We start from the raw sequence: 14,675 nt of genomic DNA, 5'->3' as shown, positions 1-14,675 counted from the left end.
AGGCGTTTTTGCTTGTGTTCGGTCTTTAGCTGATTACGATTTTATTCTTCCCCGTGTTCTTAGCCTCGTAAAGTGCATCATCTGCCTTCTGAAATGTAGAATTCTTGGAATCTGAACCTCCGAAATCATGCATACCGATACTGACGGTTATGCTTGTACCGTTCATTTCCGCAAAATGGGTATCGGAGATGGACGTAAGAATACGCTTCATAATCTCATGAGAATGATCAAGGGTTTTAGAAGTCAGAATGACGACAAATTCTTCTCCGCCATAGCGAGCCGCGAAATCATCAGGTCCGACATGTTCGAGGAGGATCGCTGCAACCTTTTGCAATACGATATCTCCAACGGAGTGCCCATAGGAATCATTTACTTTTTTGAAGTTGTCGATATCCATAACGGCTAGCTGCATGGGAAATGGATTACTCTGCTGATGATCGATCAGCCATCCTAAGTATTCATAAAACGTCTTATGATTATAAAGATCCGTCAGCGGATCGATCTTGGATAGCCGGTCCATGATTATATTCTGAATGCGTAATTCCTGTTCTGACTTTACGGAGTTCTCCAGCGATCGCATCAAATCACGCCCACGACCGATGACTGCAAAGCCTGCTAAAGCAGTAGCAGCAAAAATAAGAACAATAATGATAGTTTGGGTGATGGGTACGTACCCGTGATTAGATGCGTTGATGAATAAAATGATCGTGTACAGTAGACAAACAGCAGAAGAGACTATCATATAACTAGATTTCATATAGATCATGGATACAAGCAGCGGCAGCAGCATAATTAATGACGTGACATACAGTTCATCATTGAGATTGATGATCAACAGAAGCGCAAATAAATGGCTCGCTACTGTAATAGCAAGCTCGGACCAGAGGGGTTTCCATCTATAGATACACTCCAGAATAATGATCAAAGTCACTATGATCGAATCAGGAATCAGCGACTGTACAATAAACTCTCCCATGGTTAAGGTATCCGAATGTTGATCCCATGAGCATAGAGAAATAAACATACGAATACTTAAATCCACAATCAGGATGATCCAGAATGCATTGAGGAGCACACGATTCCAATGGGTCTGACGAGGAGTTTGAGATGTAGTATGCATAATGTGTTCCTCTTTTCCAGTGGCAATATGCTTATATATTCGACAATAATTACGGATTCCCTCTCCACCAATTATCTCCAAATATATTCGTATATTACGGTTACGTTGGTGTAGGTCCTCCAGGGATATGGATTTGCGTGTGGAAAGACTGATCGAAAAGGAATAGTATAGAAAGTATTTCCTTTAATTAACTCTGCTGATATAATGTTAGAATACATAACATCAATCGAGTGGAGTGGGAATAATGATGCAGATTCGCCTTAGCCAGATTTTTGTAGTCGTCCTTTTGCTCCTTGTCAGTGTTTACAGTTTGTTGATAGACATGTTCTGGATTCATAAGCTGGTAATCATCCTGCTTATGGCTTCTCTAGTCTGGGTCCTGCTAAATTTGTCCCGCTACGGTTATCGGAAAGAAGTGCTGCTGAAGGAAGCTAATAGTAAAGTGGAGCTGCTTGGCAATGAGATTGTAGTTACGTCGGACCGACTGCATGGTGCACTCGAAGAAATCAGTCGTCATACAGAAGAGCTGCAACGGACAGCAGATTATTCACATGAATATGAGATGGATTTGCGGATTCGCAGTAACGAAGCTAAAGCTAATATTGAAGGTGCTTATCAGACAATGGGCGGAGTAGCATCCGTTACCGCACATATCGAAGAGTTGACGGAGAGACTGGGGTCAAATATGAAATATGCTCGTCAAGGAATGACAACCATGGTTGATTCCTTGAGCATCGCAGATGCTGTGATGAAGGATTTACAGATGCAGAGCGGGGACATGTTAGCTAAGTTTACTATCTTGAGTAATCATATTGCGATGGTAGAAGAGATCAATACGCTTATTAACGGAATTGTGGATGAGACCTCACTGCTAGCGCTTAATGCTTCCATAGAAGCGGCCCGGGCCGGGGAACAGGGCCGCGGATTTGCGGTGGTAGCCAGCCGGATTCGGCAGCTGGCTGATCAAAGCAAGAGCTCGGTAGACTGTTCCTCTGGCATCTTGCTCGACATTAATAACGGAGTACAGCAGGTGCTGGAATCCGTGACGAAAGAGCAAGCTTCAGTGGAACGCGGGGTGAACGAGGTTGGCACTGTGAAGCTTCGACTCGATGATATCGCGTCGAGAGTCGATGAGGTAGGCAGCGCCGTAACAGAAACAATCGATGCTACCGCGAAGCAGAGCAAGCTGATTGTTGAAGTGACGACGGAGCTGAGTGGGGCAGTGGCTATCGTGAATGAGACGATTGCCAATGTCGATCTTACACTGGAACAAGTGACACGGCAGCGGAGCCAGATCGGGCAGCTGAACGAAGTCAGCGCTAATCTGTTAGCGGAGTCGCAATCGTTGCAGCAATCGGTTACCAGCATAGCAGCCCGAGAAGAAATCGAGATGAGCCAATATGCAGCCCGGCTTCAAGAAATGCAGAGTCTCTTGGAGACAATTTCAGCTAAGGAAGAACTGTACGACCCGGATACTGAAGTTCATCAAGGTGTTTTGACCTCTTACATTAAAAAAATTCCGGATGTACAAGCCATTTGGTCCAATCGGACAGATGGGACCTTTATCTATTCTGAGCCAGCGGCTGGCCTCTTGAATGCCAAGCGACGTGATTGGTGGAATGGGGCCATAAATGAAGGTGAATATGTCTCGAAGCCTTATGTATCAGCGATTACGAAGCGTTCTTGTGTTACATTATCCAGAGCGATTAAGAATCGTCAGGGAGATGTCGTTGGTGTAGTTGGTATCGATTTGGCGGTGTAATAAAACCAGAAAAGCAAGCCCTGCTATATTGGGGGCTTGCTTTTTGTTATTTTAGGTAGTGCTGATCTGCAACTGTTTCCACGTCGCCTGCCAGTTCTTTTTAATAACACGTTGTTCATAAATAGGGAGTAAGCTCGGGTTTTCAGTAAAATGTGGGGTAGGTCGTAATACTACATGAATAACATCGGAAATTCCGTGTGGAGCGACTAGGATGATTTTACCTGATGGATCTAGGGAGAGTCCAAGCGCTGTGGCGGTTTCCGGAAACTTGGATATCGCATCAACAGCTGATGTATAAGGTGGAAGTTGATTGACGGTATGCATTCTTGCTTCATTTTTAACAGACCAGGGAACATTGGGGTTTAAATCTCTTAGCTTCGCCTCCCAATCCTTCTCCACTTCCTCTTGAAGATTGCTGTCGTCATAATAAATAACATCAACATCTGGCAAAGGTGTCCGTTCTTCGAAGCCATGAAGGGTATCCCAAATTTTTGCACGCACAAAGCCAGCGCAAACCCACCAGTCAGGTAACTGCAGCGATCTAGCATTTTCTAATATGTCCATCATCCAGGGATCATTTTGTACAAGCTGTATGATATCTGCCTCGTGTTCTAAGTTTTGCAATCCGCCCACCTCCGTATATGTATGCTTTTATTCTGTTCATATCATACAACAAGAGTTTCAATAGAGGTATTAAAGGATAGGCTGAATGGACAGAGGCATGAACTATCTTTATAATAAGTCGACATCTAGTCCTTTGGAGGCGGAGACCGTGCAATATACGTTTACGATATTACTGCAATTATTCGAAAGAGCTGCACTACTGCTGATGTGTCTGTTCGTGCTGACTCGTCTGCCGCGGTTTAAAGAGATTTTTCAAAAAGGAACCTACGCCCCGCAGGAGCTTGCCATAGCGACGACGATCTTCAGTTTATTCGCCATCTTCGGTACCTATAGTGGCATTAATGTGGAAGGCTCGCTTGTGAATGTGCGAATTATCGCCATCGTGTCTGGTGGGATTTTGTTCGGGCCATGGGTAGGACTCATAACAGGCATCATCTCAGGGGTTCACCGTTTTTTAATTGATATCGGAGGGGTAACCTCTCTTCCTTGTCTGATTACGAGTATTACCGCAGGGATTGTGTCAGGGGTAATATACCGCCGCACTTCTGGTGAACGTCGCTGGATGGCCGGTATTTTGGCCGGGATGGCCTGTGAAGCCCTGACGATGCTGCTCATACTAGTGATGGCCGAACCGTCGTCGCTGGGTGTGGATATCGTGTCCAAAATTGCTTTTCCGATGATTATGAGCCAGATTAGTGTCGGTCTGATTGTCATGCTAGTGCAGAGTGTGGAAGGTGAAAAGGAACGGATTGCGGCGAAGCAGTCCAAGCTGGCACTGGATATTGCCAATAAGACCTTGCCTTATTTTCGCAATATTAATCCCGAGTCGCTTCGTACCATCTGCCAAATTATCAAAGAAGATATCGGTGCAGACGCTGTAGCTATTTCGGATACAAGACTTATTCTCGCTTACGTTGGTGTTGGGGAAGAGGACTATACTACGACCAATGAAATTATAAGTGAAGAAACTAAGGTCACGTTGTCCAGTGGTGAAATTACGATCCGTAACGACGATAGTGATTATGTGAATCCGGAGATTAAATCGCTGATTATTATTCCATTGAAGGAAAAAGGCGAAGTGACGGGAGCGCTCAAAATCTATTACACCAGAGCCCACAAGATCACTTATTCTCTACAAGCTATGGCTGTAGGATTGTCGCAAATGATCTCTACACTAATGGAGGTATCGCGGGTTGAGGGCATTAAAGAAATGGCGAACAAAGCAGAGCTAAAGGCGCTGCAGACAAGCATTAACCCACACTTTCTGTTCAATGCGCTGAACGCAATTGCGTCCTCGATTCGGATTAACCCGGATAAGGCGCGCGAGCTGATCGTGAATCTGTCCGGCTATATGAGATACAATCTGGAGCTGACGGATGAATTCATTGATATTAAGCGCGAGCTGCAACAGGTTCAACAATACGTAGAGATTGAAAAAGCGCGCTTCGGAAGCCGGCTTAATGTCCTCTATGATATTGATGAGGTTCAGGTTCGGATTCCGAGTCTAATCATTCAGCCGCTTGTAGAGAATGCGATTATACATGGCATACTGAAGGTACGAGGGACTGGAACCGTAACGATTTCTGTAAAAGATCAAGGTGATAATGTACGAGTTGGCATTCGGGATACCGGAGCTGGCATCAGCGAAGAAACCATAGAGAAGGTCTATGCTGGCGATATGCCGGAGAATAAGATCGGACTGTTTAATGTACATCAACGGGTCAAGCTCATCTATGGAACTGGTCTTACGATTCAGAGGCTCGATAAAGGGACGAACATTTATTTTGATGTCAAAAAGGAGGACCTATGAGAGCAATTATCGTGGAGGATGAAGAGCTAGCGAGACAGGAACTGACTTATTTAATAGAGACTCATAGCGGAATCGACATTGCCGCACAATTTGAAGATGGGCTGGATGCACTCAAATTTTTACAGGTTGAGACGGTAGATGTGATTTTCCTGGACATTAACATTCCCTCGATCGACGGAGTACTGCTGGCTCAGAATATTAGCAGATTCTCGGTAAAACCTTATATAGTGTTTATTACTGCGTATAAGGAGCATGCCGCCGAGGCGTTTGAGATTGAAGCGTTTGACTATATTCTTAAACCCTACAGTGAGGTTCGCATTAAGGCTATGCTGCACAAGCTAGAGGGGGCGTTCGCTGCTCGCGGAAGACAGGGGGAAGAGGAACGTAATCCAGTAAGTGATAAGGTGAATCTGTGGAAAAATGAAAAGATTATCGTAGTGAATGCTGATGATATTTATTATGCCTCCGCACAAGAGAAAAGTACGAGCGTAATAACTAAAGGTGAGGAATATAGTATGGCGCTCAGCATCAGCGATTTTTATAATCGACTGCCGGAGGATCGTTTTTTTCGCTGCCATCGTTCCTATATCGTTAACCTCTCCAAAATCAAGGAAATCATCCCTTGGTTCAACAATACATACTTGCTGCGCCTGCATGATTTGGAGTTTGAGGTGCCGGTAAGTCGAAGCAAGGTAAAGGAATTCAGGCAGATCATGCGCCTATAAATGCAGTTCATTCTTCATTTTCGTCATCTCATGCCAGATTTCTCTCAACATCCGCTGGTTTAGCTACAATAAAGAGGCAATAGAAGCTCTTGTAGCAGATCACGAGAGGGAAAGAAGGAATAGACCATGACTTCGACGATGGACAACAAAAACGCCAAACGGTGGCTTATCGTATTAGGAACAGTAATTATGCAGATGGGTCTAGGTACCATTTATACATGGAGCTTGTTCAATGCACATCTGGTAACAAAATTCGGGTGGGAGCTTAATTCTGTTTCGATTACGTTTTCGATCACGAGCTTTGCACTCGCTTTTGCGACTTTGTTCGCAGGGAAATTGCAGGATCGTTTTGGTCTTCGTCGGTTAACTGCCGCCGCAGGGATTGTGCTTGGTCTAGGATTGATTCTTAGCTCTCAGGCGAATTCGCTTCTAATGTTCTATGTATTGGCTGGTGTAATCGTTGGTTTTGCAGACGGAACAGCTTATATCACTTCATTATCTAACTTAATTAAATGGTTTCCGAATAATAAAGGCTTAATCTCCGGTGTGTCCGTGGGTGCTTACGGAACGGGAAGTTTGATTTTTAAATATATCAATGGTAGTTTGATCGACTCGGTGGGTGTGTCTAATACGTTTATGTATTGGGGCATGATTGTTATGGTGATGATTGTAATCGGTTCCTTACTCGTCAGAGAAGCTCCAGTACAAGCGGCATCACTGGGTGTAACATCAACTTCGACTATCGCTAAACCAAAAGACTACACGGTAAAAGAAATGCTACGCACGAAAGAAGCTTATCTGTTGTTCATTATTTTCTTTACCGCTTGTATGTGTGGTTTGTATTTGATCGGTATTGTAAAAGACATCGGTGTGCAACTGGCTGGACTTGATGTACAGACGGCAGCTAATGCCGTAGCGATGATCGCAATTTTTAATACAGCAGGACGTTTGATCTTGGGTGCCTTGTCTGACAAAATGAGCCGATTGAAGCTGGTAGGTGCTTCACTTGCTGTAACGGCAGCCGCTATGTTGACCCTTAGCTATGCAACGCTAAACTTCGGACTGTTCTTCACTTGTGTAGCAGCCATTGCGTTCTGCTTCGGGGGTAACATTACAGTATTTCCGGCGATTGTCAGTGACTTCTTTGGACTTAAGAACCACAGTAAGAACTATGGAATCGTATATCAAGGTTTTGGTATCGGTGCCCTTTCGGGTTCGTTCATCGCCGTCTTCCTAGGCGGGTTTAAACCTACTTTCGTGATCTTTGGTCTCTTGTGTCTGCTGGCCTGCATCATCGCAATTTCACTGAAACCGCCGGTGGAGAAAGTGAAAGAGAATGAGAAGAAAGCCTTGCGCCTCAAAGCTACAGAACGGACGGCTTAAAGGTAAAAAGACAATAAATTAAACAAAGACGTACAAACTGACAACAGTTGTACGTCTTTTTTCTATTGGCGGGCAGTAGTCCGTGGAGCGTGTGAAACAAAAAAACTAAGGTGATCTGAATTCAGAATGAATTACTCATTGGAGAATATTACAGAAACACGGTCCGTATTGCAGCTATTATTGATTTTTGGCTCATTCTGCTAGAGTCACGGACTGTATAGCTCTTATTAACCTCTACATGTGTATAATTGGAGTGAATTTGGGAGAATAGTTCGGTTTACATAGGCACTTTTTTCGCTGCCCAAGTGTTATAGAAGATATAAAGGTTAAGGAGGTGCTTACAACGCCACAGGATTCGCTAGACCCAAAGGAGCTGGAAGAGTTAATCATTAGTATTCAAAAGGGCAATATCGAACGGTATGCTTTTATCGTTAGAGCTTTCCAAACGCCAATCTACCGCTATTGCTATCGTTTGTTAGAAAACAAGCAGGATGCGGAGGACGCAGTTCAGGATGTTTTGGTAAAAGGCTATCAATCTATCCATCAATACAAGTCGCAGATGCATTTCTCGGCATGGCTCTATCGAATCGCGTATCATCATTGCTTAAACCTGCTGCGCAGACGGCGCTTGCAAAAGCGAGTCATGAGTATCTTCAAGCCTGATTTTATGTCTGCAAGTCCGGAACAAGAGCTGGATGATCGGTTGTTTAATCCCTCATTGTCAGCCGCTTTAGCGCAGTTGTCGCTGGAAGAGAGGAATATGCTTATTCTGCGGGTGTTCGAGGAAAAAACTTATACGGAGATAAGCGAAATTCTTGGGGTCAGTCCCAATGCACTGACGAAGAGAATGAACCGGATCAAGCGGAGGGTGCAGGAAGCTATGAAATTGGAGGAGGAGATCAGATGGAACGAACCACAATCAGCGATGAATACCGAGATGTAATGTATGCCTCAGCCGGCAATGAACATCTGGGTGAGATCGATGTAGAAGAGAAGGTTATGGGACATATCCGTGGCATATCAGATCGAAAGCGATCGTTCTCGCTCTCGCTGAAGACGATGAATAGAACAACGGCAATTGCCAGTATGTTAGCCTTGTTCCTGATGATCTCAGTGACAGCTTATGCTGCATCGGAATATATACAGATCCGCAATAGTGAAGGCGTAGTGAAGGTTCAGCATGTTGCGCCGAATGAATCTGCAGGAGTAGCCTCCTATGATAAGTATGCACAGAAAGTAGATGCTTTCGCTAAACCGGGAGAATTGATCGCCTATCTTGTGAACAATAATGCAGGTGCAGCAGCCTTGGCAACAGAATTGTCCTTTAAGTATAAAGAGCAGCGGATAGGCGCATATTCTGATTTTTTGAAGGAAATCAAACGGACAGGGGCGCCGATGCTTCCTTCATTGGCAGCAGGGTATGCTTTTGAATATGGGGTTATAAACCCTAATCATCCGACTACGGATGCGGAGAAGAACAGTTCTCTATATCAGGAGACTTTACAAGATCTTACTGTCCAAGCTAATAAAGAGAAGGGGAGCGGTAAGTTATTCATGATGGCTATACCGTGGTCGGAGCCCGGTTGGATAAGCGCTACTTATTCCAAAGATAACGCTTATATAGGTATCTCTGCATCGATCATGCATGGCGGGAAAGTGTTTGTGGAGCAAGAACCGGAGAATCAAGCGGATAAGATTATGGTGGCAGGCACAGAAGTGATCTATAACAAAGTAGTGAAGGAAGAGGTCAGCTACGATTATCTGAATTGGTATAACGAGAAGCAGGATGCGTATTATACACTCAGCAGCTACGGAGATAAGATTTTGACCAAGGAGCAATTTCTGCAGGTGGCTGGGGAGCTGCTGAAGTAGATTCTTGTAGTTTTGTAGTTGCATGCGCTAAGTTAGTTGTACTTTGTACAATTTTAAGTTAACTAATACGTTTATATAAGCCCTGTAGTTGTATTTAATACAGCTATTGCTGGTTAGATTAGTGGAAATAAACGTTTTTACGGATTTTAGTTGTAGAGAATGCAATTAAGGAAGAGGATATGGGAGATCAGAAATAAATAAGTGTATAAAATACAGTTAGATCATATGCAAGGTAGGAAGCATTCCCGACAACGCCGGACTTTCTATCCTAAGGATTCATGATTCACCTTGTACTTATGAAATACTTCATCTCAAAAGTTGATTCAGATATAAAAGAAGGTATCCCTAATGCGAAGCTTTAGGGATACCTTCTTTATATTCTTAATTCGAAAGATCGATCAGGGTTAGCCTTCCAGCAGCAGTGCTTCTGGATCTTCCAGCAATTCCTTCACTTTGACGAGGAAGCTAACCGCTTCAGAGCCGTCAACGATCCGGTGATCGTAGGAAAGGGCGATATACATCATTGGGCGGTTAACGGTTCTTTCTTCGTCCAGCGCAATTGGACGCAATTGAATCTTATGCATCCCTAGAATACCTACTTGAGGGGTATTCAGAATCGGGGTGGATAATAGGGAACCGAATACACCGCCGTTGGTGATAGTGAACGTACCGCCTTGAAGCTCGGAGAGACTAAGTGTATTAGCGCGTGCCTTGGAAGCGAGTTCGCCAATTTGACGTTCGATTTCCGGGAAGCTGAGGCGATCTGCGTCACGGACAACCGGAACCACCAGACCTTCCTTAGCAGCAACGGCAATACCGATATCGTAGAATTTCTTAACAACCAGATCTTCACCGTCAATCTCTGCGTTCAGCAGTGGGTAGGTCTTCAGCGCACCGATCACGGCTTTGGTGAAGAAGGACATGAAGCCTAGTCCTACTTCATGCTTCTCTTTAAAAGCATCCTTGCGGCGCTTGCGGATGTCGAGGATCGCTGTCATGTCCACCTCGTTGAAGGTGGTCAGCATGGCTGCGGTCTGCTGCGCTTCTACCAAGCGGCTGGCAATCGTGAGCCGTCTGCGCGACATGCGCTTGCGCTCCACGTTCTTGCCATCCTCCGGCGCGGCTTTGCTCGCTGCCGGCTTCGCTGGCTCCGGCTTGACTTGTGCCGCCGGAGCTACCGGTGCAGCGGCCTGTGGCGCTGCTGCACCATGACCCGACACATCGGCCTGACCAATCCGGCCGATAGGATCACGGGCGCTAACATCGCCGAGGTCGATGCCGCGCTCCCGTGCCAGCTTGCGTGCGCCCGGCGATGCCAGTGCAGCGGGGCTTTCGCCACCCGCTACAGCGACTTCGGGCGCTGCTACAGGTGCGGCTGCTGCGCTGCCGCTTGCCGGTGCCGCTTCAGGCGCTTTGCTCTCAGCGGCCTGCGGTGAACTGCCGCTAGCGGCTCCAATGATGCCGATGGCTTCGCCAACGGCTACGTTCTCGCCCGCTTGACGTAGGATGGAGGAGATGACACCCTCCACCTCCGCACTAATTTCTAAATTGACTTTATCCGTTTCTAACTCAGCAAGCACATCACCTTGACCTACCGTGTCGCCTTCTTTAACCAGCCATTTGTAGATGGTTCCTTCGGATATAGATTCTCCCAGATCGGGTACTAAGATTTCTGACACAGGCCGTTACCTCCCCAAACATAATGGTTTACGCTATTGTGATACCGTCCTCTTAAGAGGACGGTACAGCTGTTTGTACTTGTGAATTTGCTTTTAGGGCCTCTGAAACAATTCTACGCTGTTCAAAGCTATGAACATCTGCATAACCACTCGCAGGACTGGAACGTTCAGGACGTCCGATATATCTCACGCTAGTGTTTTGCGGTGCGATGGCCCGTAACCGAGGTTCGGTATAACTCCATCCGCCCATATTCTTCGGCTCTTCTTGCACCCAGACAATTTCCTGAAGGGATGTGAAGGAGCTTAAGTGAGCACTCAGTTCATGTTCTGGGAACGGATAGAGTTGCTCTAAGCGCAGTACATGTAGCCATGACCAATCTTTGTCTGAAGCAGCTTCTAGCTCTGTTTGGATGTCGATAGCTACTTTACCGCTGCAGACTACTAGACGTTTGACCTCACCTGGCTTCTGGCCTAGTAGGGGCTCTGCTAGCACAGGCTGGAATTGTCCGGAAGCGAGCTCAGTTCCGGCAGATGTGCTGCGCGGATTACGAATGAGACTCTTCGGCGTCATAATCACCAGTGGTTTAGCGTCTTCCTGTCCACATAAAGCAGCTTGGCGTCGCAAGACATGGAAATATTGAGAAGCAGTGGTCAAGTTAGCAACGGTCCAGTTCTCTTCCGCGGATAACTGTAGGAAGCGTTCCAATCTACCACTAGAATGCTCGGGTCCCTGTCCCTCGTAGCCATGCGGTAACATGACGACGAGATTGCTGCGCTGCGTCCATTTCGCACGTCCTGCGGCAATGAACTGATCAAATATAACCTGACCTGCATTGGCGAAGTCGCCATATTGCGCTTCCCAGATGACGAAGGTTTCTGGTGCGAACACATTATAACCATACTCAAAGCCTAGCACAGAAGCTTCAGATAGCGGACTGTTATATACGCCAAAGGAAGCGCGAGAATTACTTAGCTGATGAAGCGGAGAGAATAATTCTCCTGTCTTGCTGTCGTGCAGCACCAGATGGCGGTGTGCGAAGGTGCCGCGCTGTGCATCCTGACCGCTAAGTCGAATTGGCGTTCCATCCTTCAGGATGGTTGCGAAGGCGAGGGACTCAGCGAGTGCCCAGTCGACCTTTTCACCCTCATTCAGTGCGTCCTTGCGACGCTGCAGAATTCGCTCCAGTTTCGGATAGACTTGGAATCCATCAGGTACGCTCAGTAGCTCACGATTAATCTCTTGCAGACTGGAGATCGGTACGGCTGTAGTGCCTGCCGCTGAGCGATCTGTATGAAGAGGAATGAAGGCTTTTGGTTCTTTTTTCTTGTGATTGCCTTCCTTCATACTATCGTACGCACGTTGCAATACGCCTTCTGTTTCAACGTGCATCTTTTGTACATCTTCAGCTGTAAGAATTTTTTCACGCTGTAGCCGCTCCGCATACACCTTGTAAACGGTTGGATGATTGCGTACCTTACCGTACACGATAGGTTGTGTAGTTTCAGGATCATCCATTTCGTTATGTCCATGACGACGATAGCCGATGAGATCAATAACGAAATCCTTTTTGAATTGATTGCGATATGCACTAGCTAAACGAACTGCTGATATACAGGCCTCAGGATCATCAGCATTGACATGGATAATTGGAATTTCATATCCTTTGGCGATGTCACTCGCATAATGCGTTGAACGGGAGTCTTCGCTTTCTGTCGTAAAGCCGATCCGGTTATTAACAATGATATGGATCGTCCCGCCATTCTGATAACCTTGAAGTTTGCCAATATTAAGTGTTTCTGCAACAATCCCTTCACCTGGAAAAGCAGCATCGCCATGCATCAGTACCGCCATAGCTTTACTGGTATCAATCTTCGGCAATCCGGCTGTGCTCCGATCTTCTTGAGCAGCACGAGTGAAGCCTTCCACGACAGGATTGACGAATTCCAAGTGACTTGGATTATTCGCTAGTGTTATTCTTGTGCGTACGGTTTCTCCTTCACGGACAGCGCGGTCTGCACCCAGATGGTATTTCACATCACCCGTCCAGCCATAGTTAATGCCTGTAGAGCCTTCGGAAGGGAAAAGCTCCTTGTTCGGAGAATGATGAAACTCTGAAAATATAATGTCATAAGGTTTGCCCAAAATATGTGCAAGAACGTTGAGGCGACCACGATGCGCCATGCCCATCAGAATATGCTCTGCGCCGTCATGCGCAGCAGCGCGTACGATTTCATCCAGCATCGGTACGAGAGCGTCATTGCCTTCCAAGCTGAAACGCTTCTGACCCACAAAGGTTTTGTGAAGGAAGGTTTCGAATTGCTCTACTTGGATCAGGCGGTTTAGCAGCTCTTTACGTTCTGCATTATTTAAAGGCGCTGGTGAGCTTGTGGATTCTGCCTGTCTGTTCAACCATTTCAGTTCTTGTTCTTCATGCACATGCCCGAATTCATAGGCGATTGTCTTGGTGTAAGCCTGACGCATACGCTGAACTGCATCCCATCCGGTATGCACATCATTCGGCGCATTCTCCCAAATGAGCGTGGCAGGTAGTGCGAGCAGATCCTCACGAGTCAGCTCATAGGTTTCGAGTTCAAGATATTTAGCCATGGGATTGTGATCGCGCTCAAGCGGATCAATATCAGCGGCCATATGGCCATATATACGAATATTAGCGATTAGCTTGGAAGCTCTTACTGCCTTTCTAAGCCATTCGGTGTCTCCCGAAATGCGAGGCTGTGGAGCCGGTTCGCTATCCGGTGTTAGGGGTGGGGGACCCGAATTTGTAAAAAGCTCGCGATAATTATTCTCTACGGTGGAAGGATCTTTCACAAACTGTTCATATCTTTCTTGAATGTAGCCTAAATTGGGTCCGTAATACTTACTCCAAATGGATTCGTTATAGGGCTCTTTGGCTGCCATGAATACATCCTCCTTAACGGATGAACTCCATACGTGACATTTTGTGTCAACGCTTACTGGAGCTGTGATGATTGCGGTTTCATTTCTCATCTTATTGTGCTACTTTCCACACGTGTAATCAATTCTTTCTTTCGTCCAATACGTTCGCAAAATGGTATGGGTTAGCTTGTTCTAATGAAAAGAACGCTGTTTCTTCTCATTACCCATTCCTAAGGCCCACTAAAATGATTCTAATATCCTTATTTTTAACTAATAGGGAAGGAAGTATCATTCTATCGGCTTAATTAATTTTATGAATAGGACGAGTATCGTGTTAAAAGGACAAGTTATCGCACAAAAGCGCTTCTATTTTTTGTTTTTTAATGGAAAAACTAATCAGAAATCGACACACTTTTCCACTTTAGTATAGTATAATGTTATTGCAGTTAGCGATTTTCATATATTCAAAGTAGATCCTTTCGTGTAAAGGGTCCAGTAAAAGGTAAACCTGCCGAAAGGCAGGGGCACAAAGTCGCGGGTCTAAGGTAGAAATACTATGACAGCCGGATTGCCTGGGGACTAAAATCTTAGGAGGAGATTTTTTGGACAAGTCCAACCAGGGAAGCAACAGAGAACAGCAGGTCATTGATCTAGACGTAGAGTGGGTCCATTTATTATTAGCAGCTAAGAAGGCTGGCATAAAGGCAGATGAAATTCGTCGCTTCTTTCATGAGAAGACTGTGCAAGCCGTGCAGTGATACATTCAGAGCATTAGATATCAAAAGAGCACAGCGAGTTATC

The 14,675-nt window shown here is 45.7% G+C and carries 11 protein-coding genes and 1 riboswitch; of the genes, 7 read left to right on the top strand and 4 right to left on the bottom strand.

The features are described 5' to 3' along the window. Positions 1–25: 25 nt before the first annotated feature. Positions 26–1,120: a GGDEF domain-containing protein gene (locus MKY52_RS07345; RefSeq protein ID WP_341050693.1), complete on the bottom strand. Its 1,095-nt coding sequence runs from the start codon at positions 1,118–1,120 to the stop codon at positions 26–28. Between the two features lie 244 nt (positions 1,121–1,364). Here MKY52_RS07345 and MKY52_RS07340 point away from each other — a divergent pair, with 244 nt between their 5' ends. Beyond that, entirely contained in the window at positions 1,365–2,882 is a 1,518-nt protein-coding gene (locus MKY52_RS07340; protein ID WP_341050692.1) for a methyl-accepting chemotaxis protein, read from the top strand. A gap of 51 nt (positions 2,883–2,933) precedes the next feature. Here the strand turns inward: MKY52_RS07340 and MKY52_RS07335 are convergent, their stop codons facing one another. Beyond that, entirely contained in the window at positions 2,934–3,449 is a 516-nt protein-coding gene (locus tag MKY52_RS07335) for a nucleotidyltransferase family protein (protein ID WP_149646368.1), read from the bottom strand. Positions 3,450–3,711: 262 nt separating this feature from the next. On the opposite strand from MKY52_RS07335, the gene MKY52_RS07330 reads away from it, so the two are divergent. The 5 genes from MKY52_RS07330 to MKY52_RS07310 all read left to right on the top strand — a co-directional run bounded on the left by MKY52_RS07330 (position 3,712) and on the right by MKY52_RS07310 (position 9,296). Further along, positions 3,712–5,316 carry a sensor histidine kinase gene (locus tag MKY52_RS07330; protein ID WP_341053354.1) on the top strand — a complete coding sequence of 535 codons (1,605 nt, stop codon included), beginning with the start codon at positions 3,712–3,714 and terminating at the stop codon, positions 5,314–5,316. Continuing rightward, positions 5,313–6,041, top strand: a complete 729-nt coding sequence (locus MKY52_RS07325) for a LytR/AlgR family response regulator transcription factor (RefSeq protein ID WP_341050690.1) — start codon at positions 5,313–5,315, stop codon at positions 6,039–6,041. The genes MKY52_RS07330 and MKY52_RS07325 overlap by 4 nt, the downstream gene beginning before the upstream one ends. 126 nt (positions 6,042–6,167) lie before the next feature. Then, complete coding sequence (locus MKY52_RS07320; protein WP_341050689.1) at positions 6,168–7,424, top strand: L-lactate MFS transporter; 1,257 nt, start codon at positions 6,168–6,170, stop codon at positions 7,422–7,424. Positions 7,425–7,758: 334 nt separating this feature from the next. Beyond that, positions 7,759–8,367, top strand: coding sequence for an RNA polymerase sigma factor (locus MKY52_RS07315; RefSeq protein WP_341050688.1), 609 nt, complete (start codon positions 7,759–7,761; stop codon positions 8,365–8,367). After that, the gene (locus MKY52_RS07310; RefSeq protein ID WP_341050687.1) at positions 8,328–9,296 is read left to right on the top strand and encodes a hypothetical protein; all 969 of its coding nucleotides are present in this window, start codon (positions 8,328–8,330) and stop codon (positions 9,294–9,296) included. The genes MKY52_RS07315 and MKY52_RS07310 overlap by 40 nt, the downstream gene beginning before the upstream one ends. A gap of 404 nt (positions 9,297–9,700) precedes the next feature. Here the strand turns inward: MKY52_RS07310 and odhB are convergent, their stop codons facing one another. Further along, positions 9,701–10,975, bottom strand: a complete 1,275-nt coding sequence (gene odhB, locus MKY52_RS07305; RefSeq protein ID WP_341050686.1) for a 2-oxoglutarate dehydrogenase complex dihydrolipoyllysine-residue succinyltransferase — start codon at positions 10,973–10,975, stop codon at positions 9,701–9,703. A 52-nt stretch (positions 10,976–11,027) separates the two neighbouring features. After that, positions 11,028–13,895 (bottom strand): 2-oxoglutarate dehydrogenase E1 component, encoded by a 2,868-nt coding sequence (locus MKY52_RS07300; protein WP_042184285.1) that lies wholly within the window; start codon positions 13,893–13,895, stop codon positions 11,028–11,030. Positions 13,896–14,365: 470 nt separating this feature from the next. Continuing rightward, a riboswitch (cyclic di-GMP riboswitch) is annotated at positions 14,366–14,450 on the top strand. Between the two features lie 26 nt (positions 14,451–14,476). Here MKY52_RS07300 and MKY52_RS07295 point away from each other — a divergent pair. Continuing rightward, entirely contained in the window at positions 14,477–14,632 is a 156-nt protein-coding gene (locus tag MKY52_RS07295; RefSeq protein WP_231573373.1) for an anti-repressor SinI family protein, read from the top strand. Positions 14,633–14,675 lie beyond the last annotated feature (43 nt).

This window comes from Paenibacillus sp. FSL P4-0184, assembly GCF_038004625.1.
Taxonomy (GTDB): domain Bacteria; phylum Bacillota; class Bacilli; order Paenibacillales; family Paenibacillaceae; genus Paenibacillus_AQ.
This window is presented reverse-complemented; position numbering and strand designations above follow the sequence as displayed.

What these genes read in the sequence shown, in the direction of transcription:
- MKY52_RS07345 (WP_341050693.1), bottom strand. Translation starts at nt 1,120, where the DNA reads ATGCATACTACATCTCAAACTCCTCGTCAGACCCATTGGAATCGTGTG.
- MKY52_RS07340 (WP_341050692.1), top strand. Translation starts at nt 1,365, where the DNA reads ATGATGCAGATTCGCCTTAGCCAGATTTTTGTAGTCGTCCTTTTGCTC.
- MKY52_RS07335 (WP_149646368.1), bottom strand. Translation starts at nt 3,449, where the DNA reads ATGATGGACATATTAGAAAATGCTAGATCGCTGCAGTTACCTGACTGG.
- MKY52_RS07330 (WP_341053354.1), top strand. Translation starts at nt 3,712, where the DNA reads ATGTGTCTGTTCGTGCTGACTCGTCTGCCGCGGTTTAAAGAGATTTTT.
- MKY52_RS07325 (WP_341050690.1), top strand. Translation starts at nt 5,313, where the DNA reads ATGAGAGCAATTATCGTGGAGGATGAAGAGCTAGCGAGACAGGAACTG.
- MKY52_RS07320 (WP_341050689.1), top strand. Translation starts at nt 6,168, where the DNA reads ATGACTTCGACGATGGACAACAAAAACGCCAAACGGTGGCTTATCGTA.
- MKY52_RS07310 (WP_341050687.1), top strand. Translation starts at nt 8,328, where the DNA reads ATGGAACGAACCACAATCAGCGATGAATACCGAGATGTAATGTATGCC.
- MKY52_RS07300 (WP_042184285.1), bottom strand. Translation starts at nt 13,895, where the DNA reads ATGGCAGCCAAAGAGCCCTATAACGAATCCATTTGGAGTAAGTATTAC.